This window comes from Paenibacillus glucanolyticus NBRC 15330 (assembly GCF_004000885.1).
Lineage (GTDB): Bacteria > Bacillota > Bacilli > Paenibacillales > Paenibacillaceae > Paenibacillus_AQ > Paenibacillus_AQ glucanolyticus.
Window position 1 is genome coordinate 128,891 of record NZ_BIMC01000013.1, and the last position, 19,130, is coordinate 148,020.

13 protein-coding genes are annotated in these 19,130 nt (G+C 37.8%); 3 read left to right on the forward strand and 10 right to left on the reverse strand.

Translation table 11 applies throughout. From position 1 onward, the window contains the following. Nucleotides 1-112 precede the first annotated feature (112 nt). Both PGL02S_RS18785 and PGL02S_RS18790 read right to left on the reverse strand, forming a co-directional pair. Nucleotides 113-4,228 (reverse strand): DNA topoisomerase 3, encoded by a 4,116-nt coding sequence (locus PGL02S_RS18785; RefSeq protein WP_063477623.1) that lies wholly within the window; start codon nucleotides 4,226-4,228, stop codon nucleotides 113-115. A 292-nt stretch (nucleotides 4,229-4,520) separates the two neighbouring features. Next, on the reverse strand, nucleotides 4,521-6,068 hold the full coding sequence (locus PGL02S_RS18790) for a hypothetical protein (protein WP_063477622.1): 1,548 nt from the start codon (nucleotides 6,066-6,068) through the stop codon (nucleotides 4,521-4,523). Between the two features lie 574 nt (nucleotides 6,069-6,642). Between PGL02S_RS18790 and PGL02S_RS18795 the strand changes: the two genes are divergently transcribed. Both PGL02S_RS18795 and PGL02S_RS18800 read left to right on the forward strand, forming a co-directional pair. Then, nucleotides 6,643-7,272 (forward strand): 7-cyano-7-deazaguanine synthase, encoded by a 630-nt coding sequence (locus PGL02S_RS18795; protein ID WP_063477621.1) that lies wholly within the window; start codon nucleotides 6,643-6,645, stop codon nucleotides 7,270-7,272. 320 nt (nucleotides 7,273-7,592) lie between these two features. Beyond that, nucleotides 7,593-8,456 carry a hypothetical protein gene (locus tag PGL02S_RS18800; protein WP_063477620.1) on the forward strand — a complete coding sequence of 288 codons (864 nt, stop codon included), beginning with the start codon at nucleotides 7,593-7,595 and terminating at the stop codon, nucleotides 8,454-8,456. A gap of 76 nt (nucleotides 8,457-8,532) precedes the next feature. On the opposite strand, the gene PGL02S_RS18805 is transcribed toward PGL02S_RS18800, so the two are convergent. The 4 genes from PGL02S_RS18805 to PGL02S_RS18825 form a co-directional block, all read right to left on the reverse strand. Next, a complete protein-coding gene (locus tag PGL02S_RS18805) occupies nucleotides 8,533-9,006 on the reverse strand; it encodes a hypothetical protein (protein WP_063477619.1) in 474 nt (157 codons plus the stop codon). A gap of 1,031 nt (nucleotides 9,007-10,037) precedes the next feature. Next, nucleotides 10,038-10,385: a hypothetical protein gene (locus PGL02S_RS18815; RefSeq protein WP_076153638.1), complete on the reverse strand. Its 348-nt coding sequence runs from the start codon at nucleotides 10,383-10,385 to the stop codon at nucleotides 10,038-10,040. Between the two features lie 337 nt (nucleotides 10,386-10,722). Then, nucleotides 10,723-11,301: a hypothetical protein gene (locus PGL02S_RS18820; protein ID WP_063477615.1), complete on the reverse strand. Its 579-nt coding sequence runs from the start codon at nucleotides 11,299-11,301 to the stop codon at nucleotides 10,723-10,725. Nucleotides 11,302-11,951: 650 nt separating this feature from the next. Then, a complete protein-coding gene (locus tag PGL02S_RS18825) occupies nucleotides 11,952-12,368 on the reverse strand; it encodes a hypothetical protein (protein ID WP_063477613.1) in 417 nt (138 codons plus the stop codon). A gap of 372 nt (nucleotides 12,369-12,740) precedes the next feature. Between PGL02S_RS18825 and PGL02S_RS18830 the strand changes: the two genes are divergently transcribed. Next, nucleotides 12,741-14,765, forward strand: coding sequence for an ATP-dependent DNA helicase (locus PGL02S_RS18830; RefSeq protein WP_231887929.1), 2,025 nt, complete (start codon nucleotides 12,741-12,743; stop codon nucleotides 14,763-14,765). Nucleotides 14,766-15,001: 236 nt separating this feature from the next. On the opposite strand, the gene PGL02S_RS18835 is transcribed toward PGL02S_RS18830, so the two are convergent. The 4 genes from PGL02S_RS18835 to PGL02S_RS18850 all read right to left on the reverse strand — a co-directional run bounded on the left by PGL02S_RS18835 (nucleotide 15,002) and on the right by PGL02S_RS18850 (nucleotide 19,079). Beyond that, nucleotides 15,002-15,760 (reverse strand): helix-turn-helix transcriptional regulator, encoded by a 759-nt coding sequence (locus tag PGL02S_RS18835; protein WP_063477611.1) that lies wholly within the window; start codon nucleotides 15,758-15,760, stop codon nucleotides 15,002-15,004. 5 nt (nucleotides 15,761-15,765) lie between these two features. Next, nucleotides 15,766-16,272: a hypothetical protein gene (locus PGL02S_RS18840; RefSeq protein ID WP_063477610.1), complete on the reverse strand. Its 507-nt coding sequence runs from the start codon at nucleotides 16,270-16,272 to the stop codon at nucleotides 15,766-15,768. A 222-nt stretch (nucleotides 16,273-16,494) separates the two neighbouring features. Continuing rightward, a complete protein-coding gene (locus PGL02S_RS18845; RefSeq protein ID WP_063477609.1) occupies nucleotides 16,495-17,598 on the reverse strand; it encodes an RES domain-containing protein in 1,104 nt (367 codons plus the stop codon). Nucleotides 17,599-18,584: 986 nt separating this feature from the next. After that, complete coding sequence (locus PGL02S_RS18850; RefSeq protein ID WP_218029250.1) at nucleotides 18,585-19,079, reverse strand: hypothetical protein; 495 nt, start codon at nucleotides 19,077-19,079, stop codon at nucleotides 18,585-18,587. Nucleotides 19,080-19,130: the final 51 nt, after the last annotated feature.

Sequence of the window (19,130 nt, forward strand, 5' to 3'; positions counted from 1 at the left end):
GGAATTAATAGAACAAACCTCAGTAATTATGTGGGATCGTGGTTGTTCTTCTTCATTATCTTTGAAGACTTACTGGTCACGCAAATTCAAATGAAGTTATTTAATCATTTCTTCATCTATACTTTTGTTTGATATAGTTTACAACTTTCTCAATTTCTTCGTCACTGACATAGGCAGAGACTAGACGTTGCTTAGAGCCGCCATTTGGTTTGAAGAACATATCCCCTTTACCAAGTAAATCCTCCGCACCAGACTCATCCAGGATGACAAGTGAGTCATTGCCTGCTGCAACAGCAAAAGCAATTCTTACCGGAAGGTTACTTTTGATATTAGGTGAAAGGAATTGTTTGGTTGGTCGTTGTGTAGCCACTACCATATGAATTCCGGATGCGCGTGCAAGTTGGGATAGGCGCTGGATAAAATGCTCAACGTCTCCTGCAGCTGTCATCATGAGATCAGCAAGTTCATCTATGATAAGGACGATATAAGGCATCTTTTTAGCATATGGATCCCGCTTCAATAATTGCTCATTATAAGCTTGAATGTTTCTGACTCCTGCTTTTTGGAACAGGTCATATCTTTTGTCCATCTCGTCGGTTAATTTGTTCAAAGCCCTGACTGCTTGTTGTGGATCGGTAATAATCGGTGTAAATAAGTGAGGGAGTCCGGAATAGACTATAAGTTCAACGCGCTTAGGATCTATCATGACAAACTTAAGTTCGTCCGGATCCAATCCGTAAAGCAAACTTACTATTAAAGAGTTTATCCCAACAGACTTGCCTGATCCCGTAGTCCCAGCAATTAGCACATGTGGCATATCTGCTAAATCGGCTATAACCGGCTTCCCTACCATATCGACGCCGATTGGGAAGCTAAGAGCATTACGTTTAATTAAAAAATCCCGATTTTCAAGCATACTTCTAAGGTTTACTACATACGGATTTTTGTTTGGTACTTCAATCCCTACTAAATTAGTGCCTGGAATAGGAGAGTACAGTGTTATTTTTTCTGCCTGAAGAGCTGCTTTTAAGTTATCCAAGTAACGCCTATAGTTGGAGATGTTGATTTTTAGTGTTTCTGGTAGTAGCTCATAACGAATCACTTTGGGGCCATATGAAACATTTTTTACTTTTGCAGGCATTTTAATTACTGCTGTTACATTCTCTATCCATTCAATTTCCTCCTTATTTCCTTCAACTGGTTGCTGATTGGACTGAACTCTAAGCAACGAGGTTGGCAGCTTGAGCGTTTTTGGTTCAGGTCGTTTAAACTCAATTTCCCCACCTTCTTTCAAAACCAGAGCGGCATTGAAATATTCCTCAGAGTTTCTCCGCTTGAACCCTTCCTTTATGATGGTTTCACCCTTGTTCAAAAGAGCTTGAATATCTTCCTTAGAAATCTCCACTCCTAGAATCATCTTACTGATTGTAAACTTACACTGGGTGTCTTTATAAGCGCTACATCCATAGAATTTACCCTTATCAACAACAAGAGCTGTATGGCATTTTGGACAGTGACCTAGATCATGCATATTTAATGATGGGCGCTGATAACCAGGTGTTTCACGTTGTTCAGGGCCATTATTATTCTCGCCACTCATCTGTAATGGTACTCTATTTTCATGTCCAGTGTTATAATTGGTAACTCTCGTTTCTTCCTGCATATGCAGCTTGTTGTCTTGAATGCCAGCTGAAGGAGGATATGCCCCTCTATGATCTTCATTTAGATTAGCCAAAGGTGATACAGAAGGAGTTGTTTTTTGAGATGCGACATCATCTACTCTTTTTTCAGCTTGTCCTTGTTCATACATCGCAGGCTTTCGGCTAAGCTGGGGAAATATATTTTGATCTTGTTCGAAATTTGAACTGTTTTCTCGATGCTGGGTTTGATTCTGGTTATTCACAGCGCCAGAAGGTGCTTGACTCTCTAATGCTCTTGCGTTGCTTGGAAATCGTTTTTGAAACTCTCTACTATCAATAAGAATCTGTCTTGGCTCAGATCCTCTGTATGGTCCGATAATCCCTTCTTGTTCCATTCGATCAATGAGCTTAGCACATTCGGTATATCCGCGCATTATTCGACGCTGCAGGATTGAAACCGATGCTTGCTTTGCCCGTAGTACTTCCCAGATTGCTCTAGGATACAACTCGTCATCTAGTTGAATGAAAGCCTGTGTTGATGGTATCGGAGTTGTATTTGGTTGTTGTATTGCTGATTTCTTATCTTGTGTAGTTGGCCGAGTTTGGGCGTGCACGGATTCCCTAGCCGTCATAGGAGAACTTTTCTCTATGGAAGACCGCGATCCGATCGTTGTTTTTGCACGGTCTAGTTGCTGCTGGGATGTAGGATGTGCTGGCGTTGCATTGGGAGCTTGTATGCCCATGTGCTGAACAGATATATACCCTTCTTGAACCAATTGAAGCGTCAATTTCTTAGCTTCTTCTATAAAGTCCGTATGCTTCTTGGTACCCGCTCCAACTTCCCGAAGTTTCATCTCCCATTGGCCAGTCATTTCAGCACTGGCAAGTATTGATGCTCCAATAGCTTGTATTAATGTTCTTCCTTTGGAAGTGGTATAGACCATATTTTTTTTGATTTCAATGTATTTCTGTTCCTTTAATCGACCAATCATGCCGGAGCGGGTCGCCTCGGTACCAAGACCATCAGTACTTTGTAAAATTTTTTCTAGTTCCTGATTCTCCAGACTTTTCCCAGCACCTTTCATAAGAGCAATTAAGTCGCCCTCTGTATACCGTTTGGGTGGTTTAGTTTTTCCTTCCTTAGAAGTTACAGAAGCGGCAACACCTTGTTCACCGATCGATAATACAGGAAGTGCCTGCTCAACAGGTTCAAGTTCATTCTCTTCATTCTCCCCGTGTGGGTATAGCACGCGCCGCCATCCTTCTTGAACGGTCACTTTCCCTTTTGAAATAAATGAAAATTTAGCATCTACATACGTAATGATCGTTGTGTGATCGAAGATTGCTTTGTTATAGTGAGCTGCAATTAAGGATCGAGCAATCAAATCATATACATTTCGCTCACGATCATCGAGATCCGATAAGTTTGGAACATTCTCAGTTGGAATAATGGCATAATGGTCCGATACTTTCTCCGGATTCACATACCTTTTATTCCCGATTAAGCTCTGGAGGGGTGCAGGTAAAATGGATCCATAAGGATGTAGTGCTCTCAGTTTTTCAAGAATAGATGGAAATGTTATTGCTTCATCTTCCGTTACATATTGAGAATCTGATCTAGGATAACTTACAATCCCTCTCTCATAGAGCCCTTGAACAATTTTGAGGACATCCTGGGGAGAGTACCGGTATCTTTTGTTAACCAGAGTTTGTAACGAAGACAGGTTATGCAGTAGCGGAGGATTATACTGCTTTTGTTCTTTTTTGATATCACGAATATCCACCACTTTCCCTTGACATGCCTGGACAAGATCTAGGGAAAGCTTTTGAACTGGTAGATTCACCATAGCATCTTTATACCACTGGCCTTGATATCGTTTTCCATTCACCTCAAAATCCGCAATGACTTGCCAAAAGGGTTTTGATACAAAGCTCTCTATGGCTATTTCTCTCTCCACAATAAGTGAAAGAAGCGGTGTTTGTACACGTCCTGTAGAAAAGCTACCTTCAGATACGGATCCTTTACTTTTGAGTAAAATCGTATATAAGCGGGAGGTGTTCATCCCCACTAGCCAATCAGCACAGGATCTACTGTAAGCCTCATAATAGAGATTTTTCTTCGAGGATTCAGGAAGCAAGTTGTGAAATGCATGTTCAACTGCTGTCTTCGCTAATGATGATGTCCAAAGGCGTTTAACAGGCTTCTTATTGCCTGCTTGCCGCAGAATCAATCCAGCAATAAGTTCCCCTTCTCTACCGGGGTCAGTAGCAATAATCACTTCCGATACTTTCGGATCTGTTACAAATCTTTTGATAATGCTAAATAATCCGGCTTTTGAACGGTCAACTCTATGTTTGAATTGATTCGGAATAATAGGAAGATCATGGAGATTCCATTTTTCATATTTTGAGTCATATTCCTCAGGTTCGGCTAAGCCAATTAAGTGGCCGGATGCCCACACGATTACGCCGCCCTTAGGAAAGACTGAACATGGTTTTAATTCAATATATCCTTGAGCACTTTTATGTGGGAAAGGTTTCGCTAATTCTTCTGCCTGTATCTTTTTTTCTGCGAGCACGACCTTCACATGATTGACCTCCTTATTTAAATAGAAAAACAACAAAAAAAAGCACAGCTCTCCCGTAATGATGGGAAAGAGTGCTTCTCTTATTAGGGTTATGTGATTTGTAACTATTATATCAAATAAAATGGATAAATGGCACCGTAAATGAAAAGACTCCGTCAGAAACGCTAATTTCTCATCAATCAGTTTAAGATGTATCTTGCTCTTTCATAGCCTTTCTAATCAATCTACAAAAGCAGATCAATACCAGTGAAAAAAGCCGCATAAAGTGCGGCTTCAGTGTTTATATGTTCATCTACTTCGACAAGTCTTCTTCATTGTTAAATTCAATTCCGAAACTAAAAGGATTTTGTATGGTCCCGGGTTGCTTGTTCATAAAATAAGCTAATGCGATATCTTCTGTTACCAGAAGAGCTGGTTCCACTAAACTAGTGTTTTCTACTGGTAAACAAGATTTAATCACTGGATTTCTCGTCGATTTAATACCTAGTATGCGATCAGGATTTTTTTCATCATAAAACAATTCACTGTCGAATTGTATTGTCGCGATGTATTGACCTTCAGGCAAACTAATAAGAAAGGGACATTTTATTTTGGATTGCATCAATTTCAAATCGGAAGTGTCTTCAGATCCAAGAATAAACCCAATGAAAGAGTCTTTTTGGTCTAGCAACAGGCTCTTGATGAACATGTAAGTCAATACTGTGTACATATTATTAAGTTCATTCAATTGAACATGAGGTTCCAATGAAAGTGAGTCATATATTTCAGGAAGATATCTGACAATGCCCGCTATGCGAAGAAGTTCTGGCCAGGTTTCAACAGGTATCCCATCAATAGTATCTCCCTCTTGAATTACTCTTAGTAGATTGATGAGTTCAGGATATTCAAACAAATTATCAGTATCCTTCGCAGTAAAAATCACCTCAGTAAAATGATAATATTGATTGTCTTGTCCCTTCCTTTTTCGCGATAACGTCAAGCTCATACCACTCGGATGATAGTATGATTTCTCATCTCCGAATCCCCTGATTTCGAAAATACAGGTGGCGATTTTTTTGCCGTTGCGTTTTAATTGCAACCGGCGCATATCATAGTGTAAAGGAGCTATAAGAGAAGTAAGGTCAGCTATATCGTTCAGCTGCTCCGAAACATTTTTGAATGCTCCCAGGGGTAAGGACAGTTTATTGATATCTTGTGCAAGAAAGGATTCTCGCACAATTGGAAATAATTTATGGGTTTTGTCAAAGAGATCTTCTGCTTCGTTTGCTTCCACAATGGCAACACTACCATCTTCCGTTTGATGGATTTCTAGTTTTACTTCTCCAATTAGTTTTTGAAGCCCTAACCGTGCTTTCAGCAAGCCCAATTTGTTTTGATACGATCTTTTTTTAACAATTGATAATTGTTCGATAAAATGATCTGGATCTTTGCTCATTTTTGATGGGTCTAGCCGAAAGGTTTTTTTATTGGTAATTAAACGTTGATGAAACTCGACAAGTAACTCTTTGTCAAAAAAACGATGATAAACATCTTCTTTATTGACATCAACCAAAATAAATACAAGTGGCTGAGCTGATTTCAGTGTGAATTCCATATCGGATTTTTCTAACCTGGCATACGGTTTCTGAAGTTCAGAACTTTTCACGTTAACCAAGAGAAATTCAGGAAGCATTGGCCGGACACTTCCTATCGGATTACCTCCTATCTGGCAAGAAAAATCTATACCGTAGTCGGACTCAAGCTTATTTGGAGTTAACTTAAGTGTACGCTGTGAATAGAGCCTATAAATGGTTTCTCCGAGCTCACCAATTTCCTGGCTTCTATTTTTATATTTGGTCATTTTCTCCTCCACAACAATAAATTCATATGTTCGATAATGGAATAACATATATAGCCGGTTTATATAAATTATATATTATGAACTATATCCTTTATTTCTTATATTAACAACGCTAGTACATATCCATATACTTAATATCTACGATCTTCACCCCTACTGACAATGAGGTCTTAATCCTAAATTTTATATAGATGAAGCTTGGTTCCTCCAATGCATTCTACTCTCGCGCTAGATATTATATATAGCAAAACCGACCTATTCAGTTTGTTGACTCATTTTCTCCCTACACACCTTGAAATAGACGGCAGGGAAAATCGGTTTCCGACCTTCCTTTACCCCCAATGTGAAATGAACTCAAAAAGAACATCTCATAGATAAATAAGTTCTTAAAGTCTCAGCATGTACTGTTCAATGACCAAAGCACACATCAATAATTTGGGGGGCCATATTAAACTCAAATGGAACGTGATGCGTATGCCTCAAATAATGTATTTTTCTCATTACATCCGTTTAATTTGCATGAATAATAATTCAAAAATTTACTCATATTAAGAAAAAAATGGAGTGATGTATCATGAAGAAAAAGGCAATTGTGATGGTATCAGGAGGACCTGATTCCTCTACGCTTTTGTACCATTTAAAAACGGAGTTTGAACTTGTTCCTGTTTATTTTGACTATGGTCAGAATGCATCGGATTATGAAATAGTTGCTGCGAGGAAAATTTCTGAAGAATTAAACCTTCATCTTGAGATAATTGATATCTCCTCCCTGAGAAGAACCTTTTTAGGATTAAACAGACGAGATAATATATCACTATCCATTAATGGCAATTGTCCGGTTGCATTACTTTCAATTGCAGGACTTTATGCAACAGAACGAAATATAGACACACTTTTATTAGGTGTTCACAAAGAGGATTTTCCAGAAATAAAAAACATAACCTCAACCTTAAACAAATATTCTGAAGTTTTAGAAGAATTCAATAACAAGCATGTTGAGGTATCTGCCCCTTTCATCACTAAAAAGAAGAAAGAGGTCTTTGAATTAGCAAAACAATTAAATGTTCCATTTGAGTTAACTCGTAGTTGCGAAAGAAATAGCTATATCCACTGTGGTGAGTGTAACCCGTGTAAAGAGAGGAAACATTCATTTCTTGAAGCTGAAATACAAGATCCAACTAAATATCTGGCACAACATTGTTAACTTTCCACCTCTTAGCAGCGGGCGTTAATTTTAGGAAACTACCTACTTGTCTTTAGTAAAAAAGGCAGCATATAAAATGACTGCTGCCTCTTTCTTTTTGGGTGTCCTGCCATATGAGTGATGAAAAAATCAAAAGTGCGATTCAAGTGGGAACGGAAACGACTCAAGGGGAACGGATCAAATAAATATCTAACTTATAAAATCCTTATTGATGGCAGCATGAAATGATTAATTAGTATTGCGATCGATTAGGAGATTTAAAGAATAAAAGAAGGTTAGGGGATTTAAAGAATAAAAGAAGGTTAGGGGATTTAGAAAAAATGGATAAAGAATTTAAGGATATGACTTGGAAAGAGTTGATTGCATTTTTTACTAGTGAATACTTGATTCCAGGAGCTGGTGACTATATTGCAGGCGAAATAGTTACTCGTTTGATTGCTGAGATAATGCCAAATAAAGAAAGTTGGGAAGAGAAATTTCTCGAAGCCCTATATGAATTACCTAACTTGATCGCTCAAAAGATTGAAGAGAATGATTTAAGGAATTATCTAGCTTACGTAAGAAATGTAATGGAGCAGATTATAAACTATGGTACTACTAAAGATAAAACAAAGCTTGATGATATTGAGGCCGAAGCTCAAAAGGCCGTAACTCTATTAGCGTCTCTAGGTAGAAAAGGGGTAACAGGCCTTGCTCTTGCAATGACACACCACCTGCTTGTTATAAAGATTATCAGTACTGATTATAAGCCTGATTACAGTAAGCTACTTGGTATTAAAGCGAAGGCATATAAAAAAGAAATTAAGGTTGCTGTGGATCAAATACTCGAAGAGGAAAGTAAGTGGCTAGGGGAGATTCAATTTATGGAAGTGATGATGCCATTAGACATGCAAGTAGAAGAAAGAGTAAGGCGAACTGGTATTAATTTGCCTGTACAAGACAGTTATAAACAAGGTTTCTATATGTTTAGGTTTAAACATGAGACAGAATCGTTCATAAGTGAATTTGGATATTCATTAATTGACTTTGAAGCTGAAAGGATTGAGGAAGCAAAAATAAATATTGAACAAAAGTGGAATGAGTATAAAAGCACTCTCTTAGTCGAACATTTGGAACCCTTTAAAGAACTGCATGCTGACTTGATTGCAGTTGTAGATAACTGGGGGAATTTCCCTATTGAATAGCCAACAAGAAACATGATTTAGACATAGGTACAAGTGAGTTATATAAAAATGGATATAAAGTTCATGTTCAACTCCGTTAACGACACATAATAGATGTTTTACTGATGAAGACGCAATCTGATTTCATTAAGAACCGAAGCATTTCATCATTAACTTGATCGAACATCGCTCGGTTTGTTCCAACCAACAGGGCTATCTGTTTAGTTGGACGGCCGGTAGCCATTATCTGTTTTGCTAGTTTAAGTGGATTGATACCCGTTCGCTCTACTATAATCCTTTGTTGAAAGTCATCCAAAAGTTCAAAATCAATAATGTGCTGGATATCGATTAAGTGAACAGTATAATCCTTAGTTACTAAAATACCTGTTAATCTTTCATATTCTGATGAAATCAAAGACAGCATTTCTTGTTGAGTAAGAGAAGAGGGTAATGAAAGCTGGGAACCCGTATGATAATTTTCTGTGTAAAGTTGGAAGTCTGTCAAAACATGCTTAAATGAAACGCTTGTAGGATTATTACTACGTCCAGCTAAATCGTCTAACCTTTTCATCATATCTTCCCCCTTTTACTAATGGCGAGATTCAAATTATTATCGATGGACCCACAATTGAAAAACCCAACTATGGTTGGGTTTTAAGCGTCATATAATGGTCAAAGATATTCTTAGTGATGATTCCAAAATCATAATAAAAATGCAGTCTATCTGTGTCTATTCTTAGAGGTTGCTGGTCCCAAACCTGAAGCAACAAGGAAATTTGTTTATCATCGATTATTATGAAGCGGGAACCGGCAGCGTTATATTGTTCTGAACGGAATTCAAAGACTTCTCGACTCATTACCTGTCGGGTTCGATTTTCAAACAATTCATAGTACTGATCTTGCTCCCAGTAAAAAACAACTCCCGTTAAACTTATTGGGTACTTGTATGTGTTCATATTTCCCCTCACTTTTCTGATTCTAGTCGTTACTATTGTATTAGATGGTATGTATATCAGACAATTTTAAATACATATTTATCCTTTCGCTTTAATCCTTGAACTAAACTTTAACATTAATTAGACCCCCTTTTGCTTTCTACTATGCGTACAACTAATATAACTGGGAGTATTGTATATGTATTCTGCTCACAGATGATTTTGAGGTGAGAACTTTTATGGTCGCCCCTTATTTCTATGATATGAGTTTAATTTTGCCTGTCTTTTATCATCTTCCCTGCAGAGAGGACAATGCACTGGGTATCCATTTTTTATGCGCATATAGTGGTCCTGTGAGACAGAAAAAAACAAGCGTGAGCAATTACGACAATTCTCCTTGAACAAAATGGGCTTACCCGGGTCTCGTCCACCCTCCAGATTGATGAGATTTACGAGCTGATCCACTGTTAATCCTGTTTTTTTTAGTAAGTCAGGAATGCTTTTCAATTCAAGATATATAGGAGTTCTTCCGTCAGATCGTATCTGCAGGTTTTTTCTAGTTCTGTTTAATTGAGTCATTGTTACACTCCATTCCCTGGATTTACCCTATGATATCGAAAATCCTATCTTTATTTTTAATAAGGGAGTATTTATATTAACTATAAGATCATCGGTAGCTAAGCCACTTTTCCATCTTTTTCTTTGAGATTTTCTTCTTAGACCCCATAAGAGCAGTACGAATTTCTAAAAATTTGTTTACCAGATACCATAACCCTACAATTGGTGGTAGTACTATCACTGACCACTGAATGAATGACAAAAACCAACTCATTTCCCGCTCTTCTACTATTGAGGAAAACCAAATAAATGCAGTTCTTATCTCCTCCAAACAATTCAATGCTAAACGGAATATTGAAACTCCTGTTATATTCATTTGAATGTTATACAGAAGGATTACTATAACCATCAATAATGCAACAACGATTTTATTAATTTTTTCCTGCCTCCTTTTCAATCGAAACTTTCCTTATAATAAGCTCCTCAAGATTCTCTAAATTAAGCGCAATTGTACGATTCGATCCATGATCATGGAATAATAAAAAGTTGTTTATGTATTTGATTTCTGAATTAACAAACCATGAATCCCCCTTATATTGAATGAAATATCTATTGTTCTGAAGTATCACTATAGGTCTTTGGCGCATTGTCAGCATAAGAATAAGAAGAATCGCAATTATCAATAACAAGACAAATACATACGGCATAGTTACATACCTTCCCCATATTGTTAGAAAAAGCTCCCTGAAAACTTATGTGCGAGCTTTGACCTAGTACACGTACAACCTTCTTTCTTATAAAACCTCTGAATCTTCAATGAGAATCTCATAGTCGATAGCATCAAGAATATACACTATAAAATCCCTTTGTGAAGATGAGGCCACTTTTATTCTATTAGCATATCGAATTGCATTTTCGAGATACAATTGGATATGAGAAGCCAGATCAGCCCCGTAAAATGTAAATTCCGCATATCCTTTTTGCCACTTAGAAAAAAGATTTCCAAAAGTACCGGTATCAATTTCTAACAAACAGAGCAGGATTGCTTGAAGGTTACTATCCTTATGTAATAAATAGAGTGCGTGAGGTTTTGCTTTGAAAAGTCGTCGCAGGAAATCCCGCACAGAATTGTATTGAATAAGTCCTCGTCTATCAATTCCGTCAAATGTTAAGGTGATGGAGCTGCGGCCTCTCTTTTTTTTCTTTTCTGCCATTTCAAATAATTTGAGCACCCTTTGAATTTGTCCACGTTGTAGCTCTTCTTTTGAAACTGATATATCCAGGTTGATGTAGGCTTCTTTGTTGGGCGGATCTTCTTGGTTTGTCTGAGTGCACTTGAGCATTACTTGTTCAATAAGCATTAATCTATCCATCTCGTGACACCTTTCTACTTCGTTTACTAAGAGATCGTTATCATAAACAGAGGTTTCCGAGTCTCTCATTTTTCTAAACAACGATGAATTACAAGGCATTTCGAATGCTAGTAATGCCGCCGTTTATTCGTATAAGACACTAAACATAAAACAGGGAAGCAAAGAGTCCACTCAATAAACATAGCCTTAAGGCTAGATCCAGGAGTTAAAATATTGTAGACAATAAGACGATTATTAATACATCTAATGACTTAGTTAGAGTTTGAAATAGCGTTCCTTGTTAGTAGAATCACGAAAACAATTCTTTAGAGAATCCCGAGTAAACCCATCAAATGCTGTCTGATTTTTTTTGTATCTTCAATTATATCCCCTATAATGTCTTCGATATCAAGAGATTTGTCCATTAGTATTTAATCGTTATTAAAAAACACCGCTCGTAAATGTTCTTTAAATTTTTTAGGTACAATTAAGTAATAATTGCAAACTAGATTAACCAGACAAAGAGTAATAAACAAAAGTACTTCCCAAGTGCTATTTTTGTTTGAATCCTCAAAGAAATTTGCATAAGCAAATACAAAAATCATAATAAAAGCGGGTAACATGATTAATAAATACTTAATCAAAATCTTCATCTATACTCCTTATAATTTCTAAACAGAGACTGTTATTTTACTTGCAGACTCTTCATCTATTTCTTCGGTAAAAAAACCGAACTCACGGAATGCGTTGAGAACCATATCAGCTATCTCTCTTCTCACCAAAAGATAATTCATTTCAACGACATCTGGTAAGTTGAGTGAATTTATATATGTTATATACAGCTCTAGATTAGAAAACGTTGAATCTTTTGCTTGTAATTGATCAACTATTTTTGGTTTAGTAAACTTAGTCGTCAAGTTACATAGCAAATAATCATTTATAGATAATGATTCATTCTCTGATATAACTTGAATTAGAGGTTGATCCACAATGAAATTAGTAAAACGATATATTGCGACTTCGGAATGATTAATATCGGTAAAAGGTTTTAGACCAGGTGTTCGAAAGATTTTGAAATTCAATGCCATTACACTCCCTTCATCGCTTGGTCTGCTCTTCTGGTCAACCCAAATTGGTGGGTCCCCTTTCCTTCACTACATCTCCATAATAAGCGTTAAATGAATTTTCGAGAAAGAGATTGTTTTTTTGATTTTAAGATGAGTTATATTATTGAATTTTTGCTATCTGTGTGAACATACCCGTAATGCCCTGTTTTAGATTTTTTTCGATAACGACCACTACATATAGTGTTTCGAATAAAAAATATACACATATATAGAAATTTATTTGATCACCTACGAACAAATGTACTTAATTTGTGGTATAATATTATGATGGAATAATTATGTAATGAGGTGGTCTTTATTAGTTGGCTTTCTGAAGTTTACTCATATCAACATGTGAAAAAGAAGAGTGTTGAAGAACAACTATTCAATGCCATATATAAGATTTATGATCATCACGATAAGTATGGTCTGAATGATCGTGAAGGGCAACAGACTATGTCGCTTGATATAGTAGATGCATATATAAATAGTAAGAACATAATGATTGAAGCGGGTGTCGGGATCGGGAAGTCGTTTGGATATTTAATACCAAGTCTCTATATCAACCAATTCATGAACCGCCCCATCGTCATTGCGACCTCTTCTATTCAGCTTTCCGAACAAATACACCAAGATCTCCATACAATCACAGCTAAATTAGGATTTTCCGGAGTCAGATCTATTGTAGGTAAGGGGATGACTCATTACGCTTGTGCTGACCGTGTTGCTTATCTCTATAGTACCTCCAAAAACCATCCCAATCATGACATTATTAAAGGGATAATGGAAGGTGAAATTACTGAACGAGCAAACATCGAAGGAAGGGTATCGAATGCTGAGTGGTCAGAATTCTGCGTGAAGAAATGTAAGCAAGAGAGGTGTCATTACAAAAGAGGGTGTTCATTCTACTCCATGAGGTCCAAGATAAAGTCACTTCGGGGTGAAATGAACTTTATTATCGTGAATCAGGACCTACTCATTCAAGACTTGCTTAAGAAACAAGCAGGGAACAGCAGGCTTATAACACCTAATCCTGCTCTTATAATCATAGATGAAGCACATAATCTAGAGGCCAAGGTTCGTGATGCTAGGACTATCGAATTTTCCTTAAGAGAGATCGAAAACGATTTGGATAATGCTTTGCAACTTCTTATCATAGGGACTGGAAATCGAGGGTTTTACTCACAATTTGCTTCAGTAAAAAAATCGCTCTCCCAGGTTTTTGAACAGGTTGATCTGATTATAAAAGGTCTTTCCTCACAAGACACTGACCGAATAAAAATTCCTAAGTTGAAGAGAATTGCTTTCCAAAAAGTGATGGACGAGTTGTCAGATATCCACACTAGTTTATCTCTTTTAGAATCTTCTCGTCGTGAGCGGGAACAAGAGAACGCCTTGGAGGCAGTCAGCGACCTGCTCGATCTATATGGTATTCTGAGTGGTCAACTAGACAGTCATTTATATTGGGCTTCAAAGCCCAAAAGAGAAACTGTCATTAGCATTTGTCCGAAAGAGGTCAATAAGCTTTTACGATCAATGTTGTTTGATGGAAGCACACCGGTTGCTCTTACTTCAGCAACTCTTTGCCAAGGTGGAGAAGAACTAAAAGAAAAATATGCTTATCTTTCAAAATCAATTGGTTACGAGGGAGAGTTTGGAGACCGTCAACTCTCTCCATTTGATTATGCTAACCAAACGATAATGTATATTAATAACAACATCCCATATTATAAGCCAGATAATAAAGACTCTTTTCTTACTGCAGCCTGCCAGGAACTTATTAAGCTCTGTAATTTGACAAAAGGCCGTACATTAGTATTGTTTACAGCAAAAGAAGACCTAAGGGTAATATATGACAAATTAAAAGAACAAAATCTAGACTGGAAGTTATTTGTTCAAAGTGAAGGCTCTTCTCAAGATGAGATTATCAAAGAGTTTCGTCAGTCTAACGGGGTCTTACTTGGAACAGGGGTGTTCTGGGAGGGTATTAATATTAAGGGTCCAGATCTGTCACAAGTGATCATTGTTCGTCTCCCCTTCCCCGTTCCTGCTGATCCCGTGTACGAGTATAAAGTAGCGACAGCTAAAGACCCTCAGAAAGATGTATATATTCCGGATATGCTAATTAGACTTCGGCAAGGTACAGGTCGTCTTATCCGAAGTGAAACGGACTTTGGTGTCTTAAGCATCCTAGATTCAAGAATGTCACTTAAAGCAAATCGAGATTATCGACAGGATGTTCTTGAGGCACTCCCATTCACTAATATCACTGAGGATTTTTCTGAGGTCGCAAAGTTTGTAAAGGACAATATTAGTTCTGATGTCCTCGATAGTAAAGCATTGCAGCTAAACAGTGCGACAGTAGCCGATGCCGGTTAGATGTGGGTGCTTACGATTAACTAAGAGGATACAATTGTGATGAAATTTGATTCGAAGAGGACACCCCAGAAAACCTGCTTTAGAGGACATGAAGAGCGGAAGGGATCTTCCCTCCGCTCTTTTAATGTTGTTCTTTTTCCTGAAAGCTTTTGTGCTAAATTATTAGGGCTTCCAACCAGGTAAAGTGAGAAAAGGAATACCATAGGTAAAGCAAAATGAGAAGTATCGTGTCTTGGTTACTTCCCATTATGCTGGAAGAGCCGGAGTAAATTGTGCGTGTACAATTGGAGGTTTTGTATATAACTTAATGCAGCCTGACCTTCTTTAGAAATCATATTGGAGCCGTGTTCTGTTAGACGATATACATAATTATGCCGACGATTAGAATTCCATCTTCCTTCTAACCATCCATTACTCGCATCTTCCATTTCATGAGCCAGCTCATAAATATAACCTTCCCCACACTGCCAACCATAACGATAATTCATAAGTTCATAAATGCTGATGGCTGTTTCTGCAGAGTACTCGGGTTGATTTAATATGGAGAGAAAAAGATAACGAGCTAGATGTCGGACATTAATGAGGCGATTAAAATGTTTGAGAACACCTTCATCCCAAACAGGCTTATTCTTATTTCCAGTACCGGTGATTTCGTATGCAAAATAGTCCGCTGCATCTTTTAAGCGAATGAGTGTTTTAAGATAAGTAGCAGCGAACTCTTCTCGTTTCTTTTCTCCCGCTTCTGTAGTGGCCATCGTCCGGGTTTTCCCGTTAATTTCAATACAGTTGATCCATCCTTGTGCTTCCATTTCTCGGATGGCCTGATAAATATAAGACTTGGATTTTAAGTTAACGGGCTCTTCTACAACAGAATCATAAAGCTCACGCATGTATTTGGAGTGCGTTTGCAGTTCCCTAAAGACAATAAGGTAAATAATATCTTTGGCACTTAAACCGAGCTTGTTTGGTGCTATAGGAGTTAAAGGTTTATCCATATAGATCACTCCTTATTAGTTTGATTTTCTTTTGTCGCTATCACCTCATCCAAGATTTGTTTGAGTGCATAATATGCAAATTCCAGTTCATATCTTGATCGGTGATAGCGATTAATTACGTAAAATATCAATAACGAGAATACTGCTAATGGCCAGAAGTTTCCTTGTGTGAGAAAATAAAAGGAAGCTAAATATAGACATATTGTAACGATCACTTCCAATAGGATCCATAACAATGTCCGTAATGGCGGCATCATAGGTGGCAGCTTAGGAGGAGTATTATGATCTTTTGGAGGAGTAAGAAGACGTTTTGCCCTGTCTCTTTTGAGCGCCCCCATTAGCAGTAAAGGAAGGAAACAGAAGATTCCAAACGCTCGGATGAACGAGGAGATAAATTCTGATTGACCTTCGTAAGCCCCCAAACAGATAAACACTACGATTAAAAGCGTGTAAATGACACTGTTTGCTGTTGTTAATATTCGAATTTGTTTCGGAAATTCATCAAAAATCATCTATACATCTTCCTTTCATGATGTAACTTGTTTGAACTGTATTTCCGTCCAATGGCATGTATAAGAACATTTGTGCGCTTCCATATTTTGATTATAGCACAGACCTCATACGCCGGAAATTTAGACAGCTATACTAGGAGTATAATCGATAAGAACCAATTCCAGAAACGGATAAAAAAACGGAACCACTATGAATAGTGAGCTCCGTTTGCCTTGCTATTCTTACATCACTGAAAATGACTCATTAAACAAGTAATCATCTAAATTACTGAAGTCTAGTTGATCATATCGAATTCTTTTGTTCATGAACATTACCCCATGAAATTCGTATAATTTAGCAAAGGAACTATAGTTACCTGTCGATTGTAAAGGTTTTCTAGTTAAATGCTTATATTCTGCAAAATTGATGGGATCGGTAAGACGAATCTTCTCAGCAAATTCAGAGTATTCTTTACCCGGATTATTTTTCATGGGTACCGCCAAGTTAATACAGAACGGATAATTACTGGAATGACTATCAACTCGATTTGAGTTGTATGCGACTCCATCAATGTTAAAGTCGGCCAGACACTGCATCACTAATTGAGATATAATGTACTCACTTCGAAATGTTCGATTTTCCTCATTGATCCTAAAAGATGTGGCAATGACAAGAGGGAACAGTGCAATCATACTACCCAGAGGGTTTATGAGTTCATCGGAATTCGAGTACCCATTTAACATCGCTTGAGGAATGGCTAGATTCAAAACTTTCATGTCATTTGGCATGTCAAATGCGGCCACATTAAACTCACTGTCTGCAGGTTTACGCAATTCCAACCAGCAAACATAGGAAGTTAAGCCAAAGTACATGCTGGGTACACCGGCTATACTGAATCGCTGCGTAGATACGTTCCCCCTGTTACTGAAAGGTATATGTAAAAATCCGCTTTTGTTGAAGTTGTTTACTCCTAATCTTGCTCGATACATACGAATTGGATGTGTCGCGACCCCACTCCATTCATTTATATTCTTATTTACTCTTGTCAATCCCCGAAAAGCTGTTGAATCATCTAACCGAGCAACAATAAATGGATCATGAGAACAATAAACCAAAATCTTAAGTATATTTTTTTTTGCGTATGTAAGATTTGCATCGTAATAGTAATTGATGGCCTCCAATATAAATTGAGTATTCCTCGCTGCAAGTTGATATGTATCCGGAGCCACATACTGCTGGATTTCAGACAAATACTGTTTAAGCACTGTTTCGAGCTTTGTGTAATATTCCGAATCCTTCTGGATGATGAACGGTAATTCAAAATTATTAAGCTCCAATTTGCTCATTTAGGTACCCCCCTACTCCACCTACCAGGTTATCTTAATGCCTGAGTAGATGTTTTTCACTAATCTTAACTCACGATCCACTTTTTCTCCATCTTAAAATATGCAGAAGTTGAGTACCAGAAGGGAAGGGGAGAGTGCCCTTCTTTGCCCTTCCTCCGGCAGTATTCTATGGGAAATCCAACGTTGTTTCTCGAACAATAAATGATCTGCTATGATAAATAGGTTCGCGAACCGCGGACCTCGCATCCAACAGGTATAAAGCAATTATCCCCCCCCGATATGAAGCTGGATGCGAGAATCCCATCTTCATATACGCACCACAGACACCTCACTCTACGCACAACTTAGGCCCCTCATCTTCGACTTTTCTGATTCGTCCTTTTCCTGCCCCTTTATACCCGATCTTCTACCTGGTCCTATTCGTACGGATTTAGTAGCAGAATTCATCTCTGCAACTTAATACGAATCAAGTTACTCATAAATTTGTTGGGGTGGGGGCTTGTCACGCGCAGGGTCCAGGACGAGGTATCCCCAAAACATAGAAGAGTTCTACTAAAAGAATTAAAACCGGGTTGAAATGGGGCCAACAAACCAACAGGCAGGAAATGGTAATTGCTATTCGTGAGAAAGGAGGAGTGAAAAAAGAGGTAGGGGAAGAAATCGACAGTGATGATAGGATGTGCGTGGAGTGAGGTGTTGGTGTTCTTCGATATATGCATACTAAATGGTTAAATGTACATTATTTATGTGTGATATGAAGATAGTTCTAGTTGATTAATTGAATAATTAAAGAACCTTTTAAGTTAAGTTAACTTAACCAGCAGACTTTATCATAATATAAGTATTCCCTCGTACCCAAAATTAATAAGTCATGATTACTAAAAGGTGGAGGCACTCCTCCCTTCTATTTCGTGGCCGAAGCGGGAGAACGTATAAAATAAAGAAGCAATCCCATGTTAAAAAGGGAGTGCTTCTTTATAAGATAACTATTTATTTAGGCCTTTAATGTCGTCCACGATTTTATCGATCGGAACACCATTCACTACAGCCAGTATATGGCTTATGGAGTCATTCAATTCAGATGTTTCTAATGCTTGCCCACAATATTCGACTCTAGACCATTCTCTCGGTTCAAAAACCCCATGAGGAATGTCTTCACGATCTCCAAGCCACATTTTAGCTCGGTAATCAATATTTGTTTCATCTTCGATAACGATCCAAAGATGCGGTTGAATAATTTTATTTGTTACACGATCTCGGATGGAGCCTGCCATGGCACGATGATTCACACCCGATCGGTTTAATATATAACTGATGATCCGAGTCATTCCGTCACATTCTAAATTGCAGCAGTCTAACTGATTTAGAATACTTCCGAGTTCGCTATCTGTTGAAGGTTTATAGGATTTCTGTTTGTACCAACGATATGCACCATCTTCGGCTTGTAAGGTTGCACCGGCCTCTATTACGATGGCTTCCATCGTTGGATTGTCAACCGGTACCGGCATTAAACCAGCAGCCAGATTGTCATA

Coding starts and splice junctions, on each gene's coding strand:
- PGL02S_RS18790 (WP_063477622.1), bottom strand. CDS start 6,068: ATGACCAAATATAAAAATAGAAGCCAGGAAATTGGTGAGCTCGGAGAA.
- PGL02S_RS18795 (WP_063477621.1), top strand. CDS start 6,643: ATGAAGAAAAAGGCAATTGTGATGGTATCAGGAGGACCTGATTCCTCT.
- PGL02S_RS18800 (WP_063477620.1), top strand. CDS start 7,593: ATGGATAAAGAATTTAAGGATATGACTTGGAAAGAGTTGATTGCATTT.
- PGL02S_RS18805 (WP_063477619.1), bottom strand. CDS start 9,006: ATGAAAAGGTTAGACGATTTAGCTGGACGTAGTAATAATCCTACAAGC.
- PGL02S_RS18820 (WP_063477615.1), bottom strand. CDS start 11,301: ATGGATAGATTAATGCTTATTGAACAAGTAATGCTCAAGTGCACTCAG.
- PGL02S_RS18825 (WP_063477613.1), bottom strand. CDS start 12,368: ATGGCATTGAATTTCAAAATCTTTCGAACACCTGGTCTAAAACCTTTT.
- PGL02S_RS18835 (WP_063477611.1), bottom strand. CDS start 15,760: ATGGATAAACCTTTAACTCCTATAGCACCAAACAAGCTCGGTTTAAGT.
- PGL02S_RS18840 (WP_063477610.1), bottom strand. CDS start 16,272: ATGATTTTTGATGAATTTCCGAAACAAATTCGAATATTAACAACAGCA.
- PGL02S_RS18845 (WP_063477609.1), bottom strand. CDS start 17,598: ATGAGCAAATTGGAGCTTAATAATTTTGAATTACCGTTCATCATCCAG.
- PGL02S_RS18850 (WP_218029250.1), bottom strand. CDS start 19,079: ATGGAAGCCATCGTAATAGAGGCCGGTGCAACCTTACAAGCCGAAGAT.